Genomic DNA, 7222 nt, shown 5'->3' on the forward strand with positions numbered 1-7222 from the left:
GAGACGCTAACCCACAACACCGAAAAAGAGTGTCTACCAGTGGTTAAGCGTGTCGTAGTTCAGTCAACGGGTAGTGGGAGCGAAACGCGATCCAGCGGTCGTTCTCCTGGCGGGATCGCCCGAACAGGACCGCCGTGACCGCGCTGTTGAGGTTGTCGTAGCGGATCTTGTCGGTCGGTACACCGCCGAACCGGGCGAAGGCGTATTCGTGGCCTTCCAGGAACGCCTCCTGCCCGGCGGTGATCGAGGCCCGGTGTGCTGCTCGCCCCGAGTAGGACAACCGCATCGTGAACAACGTGGTCTTGGTCTTGACTCCGGCCAGGATCACCCACAGGTCGTGGAAGTCGACCTCGGCCTGAGCGCCGGGCTCATAGGTCTGGGGCACATACCCCAACTCCAGGGGCCGACCCGCATCGGCCAGGATCTGCGGGCGGCGTTTGCGGACATGATCACGCACCGTCGAATACGACAAGCCCTGTGCGCCATGCTCATCGACCAGCCGGGCTAACACTCGCCGCGCAGTATGGCGTTGCTTCTTCGGGGCATCCAGATCGCTGAGCAACATGGCGTCGATCGCCGCCTTGAACGGCTCCAACCGAGGGGCCACCCGCGCCGCGGTCTTACGCGCCGGCGGCACCGCCGAGGCCAACGCCTGGCGCACCGTGCGCCGATGCACCCCGTGCTTGTCAGCCAACCCCCGGATCGAAAGCCCCTCGACCCGGTGATCCCGCCGGATCGCCTCGAACTGCTGCACCCGTGACACCCTTCGCACGCCTGACCTCCGCGACCGGTAATCCGGACCATCCGGACACCGACCACGCTGAGGTGGGGCCAAATCAAGCCGTCATAACCGACACGGCGTGTCACCGAAGTGGGGCCAAATCAGGCCGTCACAACAACACCCCGCGACCACCCGACCGGGGCCAAATCAAGCCGTCCCCCTGGGGCCAAATCAGACTGCCACGGCCAGGCGTACCGCCGCTAACAGGAAGAAGTGCAGGTCACGTTCAAGAGTTTGGAGTTCCACGTGGTCGGCGTGCCGCTTGTTGAAGCGTCGGTCGATGCGTCCTGATTGGAGCGCCACGGCGTTGATCCAGTTGGTTGCCTCGGTGCGAAGACGCTCGACAATGACGCCCTCTGATGGGGCATTGCGTTGACGTTCCGTTGCCCTCATTCTGTCCCTGCTGTGTGATCCATGGGGTGCGTTACACCGGGGAGGAAGTGGTGTCGGGGGCCGCTGGCCGCGTGCGGCAGAGCGATGAGGTGTGTGCCCGAAACCGCGGAGTCCGGTTGTTGGAGGTGGCTTCCGATCAGGTTGACGAGTGTGGCTGCGACCGCTACGAGGTCGGCTGCCGAGCCGTGGAATGTGGGGACCGAGCAGCCCCTGGTTGGTATAAGTTCGTCATCGCTGGGTTCTTGCCACAGCGTGTGGTAGAGCTCAAGTCCGCTGTCGCCCTGGATTGTTCGGCCAGCGTCTTGATCGATGCTGGAAACTGTCGCTGTTGCGCTTGCGGCGCACAGCACGGCTAGGCCGAGCGTGCCAGAGCGAGCGTCTGTGGCGACCTGAGCGATCAATGCCTTTCGCGTCGGCGCAGTTGCCAACGCATCGAGACAGCTCGTGATGCCGTTGTTCACTGTGGCGTCGATGATGAGATCCGCTGCCAGGCATGACGTGTGGTCTTCTGGGAGGTGCCCTTCTGCGACGGTGACCGTCAGGTCATCACGGATCGCGCGGAGCCGTCCAGCGAGTGCCTCGGCTTTGGAACGGCCAATGTCGTCTTCGACGTAGTTTTGTCGGACGAGCAAGCCGCCGGTGACGATGCCAGGGTCGCACACGGTGATCTCCGATGCTCCTGCGCGAGCGATGAATTCGGCGATCCATGATCCGAGCCCGCCGCAGCCCCAGATGTGGACAGTCTTTCGTTGAAATCCGTTCACGGGGCGGCCGTCGTCGCGGCGGGTTGTCACTTCGGGTCGTTCGTCGGACATCCTGCACCACTCAATCGGGATTTCAGTGTTGATCTTCGCGGGGTCGAGAACAACCCCCACACCCCGTTGCTGCGCGACCTCGCGGAGCGCATTCGCCGTTGGGGTGGGGAGCCGTCCGCCCAAGAGGTGGGGTGGGCCTCCAGCGGGGTGCGGCACGGCGAGGACGAAGTATTGCTCGGCGTCGTGGTGATTTCGTAACGCACTCGCCAGGAGGGCGGTGAGGAACGCCGGCGATTGCGGTGCGATCCGGGGAGCCCGTCCTTCGAGGCGGTCAAGGTAGGGGTCGTCCAGGAGAGCAAGCAGTAGCGCGAATGTGGATGCGGCACCGAACGGCAGCGCGGTGGCCAGGGTAATTACCGGTACGCGATGCCCGGCAGCTCCAGGCGAGTACGTCAGGTCGTATCGGTGCGTTGACCGGGCGATCAGGTGAGCCGTTTGGTGGCGCTTCGCCGGTCCGGGTTCTCGGGTAACGATCGTCGGTGTGTCATGTGCCTGATGCGGCACTCCGCCAACAGCGTGGTACATGGCGGTGGCGGCGTCGAAGTTTCCGGCGGCCGCGTCGACGAGCCAGTCCCAAAGGCGGGTGAGTAGGCCGGCCACACCAAGCGTCGGCTGCCATTCCCGTGAAGGATCCAAATAGATGCATAGTCGTTGACCCGCGAGCACATGGGGGTAGCCGAGAAACCGAGTGTGATCAACGTCGATAGCCGGTAGCGAGTACGAAGAGGGGCGAAGCTGAAGGATGAACTCCTCGGTCTCTTGAAGTTGCAGGCCACCCGGATGATGCGGGATGGCGGCCGTGCGTAGCGAGATGCGGAGCGACGCCTCGCCGCTAGCGTCGAGCGTGGGTCTTCCTCGGACCTGGATTTCGTTGGGACGTTGTTGCGCTAGCGCTTTGAGTTCGGCGAGGAGATGCTTCTGCCAGCCCGTCAGCGTGGGCTGGTGGCGTCTGGTCACCCTGCCCGACCAGAGCGCCCCACTGTTGAGTCCGCGGCAGAGGTGGCTGCTGGAAACTTCGCGCTAGCGGTTGTTGTGGCCGGCGCCTTGAATCCGTCGCCGAAGATGTTCTGCCACAGCTGGACACTGCGGTCTTTGTCTTTCTCCTCGTAGGCCGCTTCGATGTCGGCGGCATGCACGTGGATTCGGTCACGGAAGTAGCTGTAGGTCGCCTGAGCGCTCTCGGGGTCTGGTCCCCACCGGTGGTCGAACGTCACGCCGGAACCGGACGGGTCGGCGATGGAGGGCTTGATCGGGTTCGCTTGCAACCAGGTGTCGAGGTCTTGCACGACATGAAGAAGAGTTGTGGGGACGTTGCTGTAGTAACTCGGGTCCAGGAGCTTGCGCAAGTCTGTTACCTGCTCCCCCAGCATGGTGGTCAGCAGGACTGAACGTGTGCCGGTGAACGAATTCTTGTGATCACGAAGGTATTTCATGAGTCTGATCACTTTGCGTAAGTTCCCGCTGGCGATAGAGTCCTGTTTCTTCATCCAATCGGTGAAACCCTGCGGGTTCGTCAGCTCCCACTCGTTGTCGTCGCGGTTGACGATGACCTCTCGACCGTCGGCCAGGTTGAGGTGAGGGACGATGTCGACGTGCATGGAGTTGGCGTAGACGAGCCGCGCGCAGCGGCACTTACGTGAGTGCGGCATGGTGCCGTAGGTGCTGTGCCGATGCAGGGCTGCGTAGACCTCATCGATGTAGGTCTTGGGGTTGTCGGCCCAGTCCGGGTTCTGGCTCATGTCGAGCATGAAGTCGGCGTCGAACTCGTTGTCACCGACGGGGTTGATGATCGTGCGGTGTGCCCAGGAGCCTTGCGGCGTCTTGCCGGTGATCAGCGCACCGATTTCGACGTCGGCTTTGAGTGCCTTGTAGATGGCTTCGACGCGCTGGTTGAGTAGGTCCAGTTTGAACTGGCTGAGATTGACCGTGTCTTTCAGCAAGACGTTGAAGTGGTCAGCGAGTTGCATTGGGGGCCTCCGTGTGTGAAATGCTGCCCGGATCGTCGCGGTGTCGGCGTCCGTTCACCGGTGTGTATGCGGGCGCCTGGTGGTCAGCGAATTTCGCGGTGTAGCTAGGGCTGAGTTCTCGGCTGACTGAGGCAGCGAGGCCGGCCACGTCCTTTGGGTCCGCCGAGTCCAGTGCGTAGAGGCCGCCGGGCACTAGAGCGTCGAAGCGCGTGTAGTTGGATTTGCCGATCAAGTGTTCGGCGAGGCCCTGTCCGCCACGGCTGCTGGCGTTAAGGATCAGCGGGGCAATCGGTCTTGCCCAGTGTAAGAGTCCGCCGCGGTCCAAGCGCTTGGGGTGATCGGTCAGCTGATCAATGGTGCCGACGTTGAGGACGGTAATCGCGTCGAGAGGAACACCGAGCATGCTGACGGCCTCGGCGATCGCGACGACAGCCGGGTTGTTGGCCCATACTCCGCCGTCAATGAGCCTGTGTCCGTCGACGTACGCCGCGGGGAAGTACAGCGGCGCCGCCGAGGTCGCCAGTGCAACGTCCACCATCGGTATGCGCCAGTCGCGGGTCAGCCGTGTGTGGTGCGGAGTCTTGAAGATGTGCACGGCCCCGCGTTGTACATCCCACGCGGGAATGACGAGTCGCTTCGTGCTGTCGCCAAGCAGTCGGGCTCCGAGGACGCCGGTCAACGCTTGCCGCAGCGCCTCTGCGTCATAGATGGGCGATCTCAGCTGCCGTGGTCGGCGCCATCCTCGCCGCCTCGACGCCGGAAAGACTTTCTCGACCAGTTCTTCGTAGTGGGAGACAATCTCCTTCGGCGTGAGGCCCGCACCGAGACCCAGTGCGACGATGCCGCCCGCCGACGTGCCAGCAATGAGGTCGAAGGAATCGGTGATCCTAACGCCCAGATCCTGCTCCAGACGTGCAAGCACATGCGCAGTGAACAACGCCTTGGCGCCCCCTCCATCGAGAGCGAGGACCTGGAAGCGCTCGGGGCGCGGGCCAGCCGCCTCGCGCTCGGCTGCTGGATAGACCTGCGCGGCGAATTCGCCAGGTCCCGGCGAGGACGTACCATTATCAAGGTTGGCAGGCGTCGCGGGAACTACATCCATGTAACTAGACTACGCCGCTCCGCCGACAACGACCTAGCCGTTATTGCCACCGGCGTGGGGACCCGCGCAGCCAGCAGCCATGTCAATGCTCCGGCTCAGCATTTGCCGGCTCCGTCGAGACCGAAACCGTTTCGCTCGGCGTAGCCGCACGGAAACGAACGACTGTCTGCTGGTGCGTCATCGCGACACGATGGCGACATGGCGCCGGAGCAGCGCCCGCACTCTGGCCGGCACCCTCGTCGGCGGACTGGAGATCATCTGCGCTGCCACACGCGCAGCGTCGCCGCGCTCGCCGGCCTTTGTGATCTTGGGGTCGCCCAGGCGCCACGGCGAAGCGTGGTAATCGGGTTGTGACGCGACGATCTCCAGTAGTGTCTCGATATCCTGGAGGTCACGTTCGGAGTCGCGAACGGTACGTGCCAGCATCTTCAACACGAATGCTGCCTCGACGTCGGGAACCGGAATTTCGAACTCAACCGTGTCGCCGTCGGTGAGTCGGGCTGTGACGGCGACTTCGATCGGCGGTAGGGCGAGCGCCAACCGCAGCCCTGGCGCTCCGTCGAAGGCTCGTTCGCCGATGATCCGCTTGCCTGGTTTGGCTGCGGTGGGAACTAAGAGGTCGACCGCTTGCTCACCCCGCTCGTAGCGGTTGCCGCACTCAGCGGTGTACCCCAGTGCGGTGAGTCGATCGTGGAGGTTCCCGGTGGACGCCACGTTGACGTCGATCCCGGTGTCTGCGTCGGAGGTCAGTCGCGGTATGCCCGACACGTTGTAGACGTGCCGCAGCAGTCGCACCATGTGACCGCCGATGACGCGGTACTCGATGTCGGCAGTGACTGCGGCCACGTCACGCAGTGCACGCATTCCGTTGTCGTCGGCCACCGCAGTGCAGGCGATTTGCACCGATGCTGTTCCGGTCACCGGTGCACGATCCAGTCGCTGAGATGCTGCGGTGCACCGTCGCCAAGATCGGCACCGCCGCTGAGGTCCTGAAGCGCAATCACTGGATCCACAGTGATGATGTCGGAACGCTGCGTATCACGAACCCGCCGCCACCAGGCCGCGGTCGTCCAGACGGTCGGGTCGGCGGGAACCCGCACAGTCAAGGTCGCTTCCTCGGCGGTGGCCTCCACCAAACCGAACTCGGAGAGGTCGACCAGTTCTTTGGCATAGACCAGACCTCTGGTTGGTACCTGCCACGGTCGCAGGACGTCGGCGGCGACCTCGCCGCCAGCAAGGATCGGCACGGTGAGCTCGGCGCCGAGTCGGGTCGCACTGCGCACCTGCTCCACTACCGGATCCATTCCATACCAGTACGTTTCGACAAGTCCGCTGTCCGCAGGTACCAATGCCAGTTTCACCAGGAGCTCCCGGCGCGCAGCCTCGGTCATCGGCGTGTCCGGCAGCGGATCCTTCTCGGTCATTTTGGACACCGCCTGCTGGCTAACTCCGATGGCCGCGGCAATGTCGCGTTGGCGGAGGTGACCGCGCGTAAGCACACAGACCCGTTCAGCCGCCCGCCGCCGCCAGCTGCGCTCGCTGGCGGCGCGGGGCGGCCGTCCTGGTGTTGGCGTTCGGTAGGTTCGCCCGGAGAGCACCAGTTCGCCGGTGCTGCCGACGCTGAGATCCACGTCAGCCTGAGCCAGGAGCGCTGAACGTGCCTCATCTGAGATGGTCTCGCACACCACGAATACGCGGCGGCCTGGATGGCGGCGCACACGACTAAGGACTGCGGCCGGAGATGGCACACGTTCTGCCAGAACCAGGTCCGCTACTACGGCGCGGCCATCGATTCGGTATGTGATGCTGTGTGCATCACCAGTCACCATCCGCACGCCTGCGTCGACCAAGCGGGCAGGAATCGAAGCAGAGAGCACGTCTGTTACTCTACTCAGTGACTACTTGTCAAACAACCTATTGTCGATAAATAGCGTTCTGGTTGTTTGACTTCGACCAACCAGTGGCGTACAAACCGTCCATTGATCCGTCATACGCTGGTGGAGTTTAACGGGCCTAGCGTCGAGGAACCTGAGCAGATAGAGCTACTCTGACGTTTTCGCGGCGACGCCGGTAGCCCAGGCATCGCTGCGGAACCTGTCAACCTGAATGAGGCACCGTTGCGCGGTATTTACTGAGCGTCCTCCTCTGGATGGTCGGGTGGGTT

6 protein-coding genes and 1 pseudogene are annotated in these 7222 nt (G+C 63.4%); all 7 read right to left on the reverse strand.

The window, feature by feature from the left end:
• Positions 1-70 precede the first annotated feature (70 nt).
• Positions 71-763, reverse strand: a pseudogene (istA, locus tag AO501_RS09000) (IS21 family transposase); the annotation flags it as partial.
• A 189-nt stretch (positions 764-952) separates the two neighbouring features.
• Complete coding sequence (locus AO501_RS09005; protein WP_025239365.1) at positions 953-1174, reverse strand: hypothetical protein; 222 nt, start codon at positions 1172-1174, stop codon at positions 953-955.
• Positions 1171-2946, reverse strand: coding sequence for a ThiF family adenylyltransferase (locus tag AO501_RS09010; RefSeq protein ID WP_011768281.1), 1776 nt, complete (start codon positions 2944-2946; stop codon positions 1171-1173). Before AO501_RS09010 ends, AO501_RS09005 begins: the two co-directional genes overlap by 4 nt.
• Positions 2943-3956 carry an SMODS domain-containing nucleotidyltransferase gene (locus tag AO501_RS09015; RefSeq protein WP_005110610.1) on the reverse strand — a complete coding sequence of 338 codons (1014 nt, stop codon included), beginning with the start codon at positions 3954-3956 and terminating at the stop codon, positions 2943-2945. Before AO501_RS09015 ends, AO501_RS09010 begins: the two co-directional genes overlap by 4 nt.
• Complete coding sequence (locus AO501_RS09020; protein WP_011560565.1) at positions 3943-5058, reverse strand: CBASS cGAMP-activated phospholipase; 1116 nt, start codon at positions 5056-5058, stop codon at positions 3943-3945. The genes AO501_RS09015 and AO501_RS09020 overlap by 14 nt, the downstream gene beginning before the upstream one ends.
• Positions 5059-5235: 177 nt before the next feature.
• Entirely contained in the window at positions 5236-5979 is a 744-nt protein-coding gene (locus AO501_RS09025; protein ID WP_011560566.1) for a nucleotidyl transferase AbiEii/AbiGii toxin family protein, read from the reverse strand.
• Entirely contained in the window at positions 5976-6887 is a 912-nt protein-coding gene (locus tag AO501_RS37030; protein ID WP_017205323.1) for a hypothetical protein, read from the reverse strand. Before AO501_RS37030 ends, AO501_RS09025 begins: the two co-directional genes overlap by 4 nt.
• Positions 6888-7222: the final 335 nt, after the last annotated feature.

The organism is Mycobacterium gordonae (assembly GCF_001417955.2).
GTDB lineage: Bacteria > Actinomycetota > Actinomycetes > Mycobacteriales > Mycobacteriaceae > Mycobacterium > Mycobacterium gordonae_B.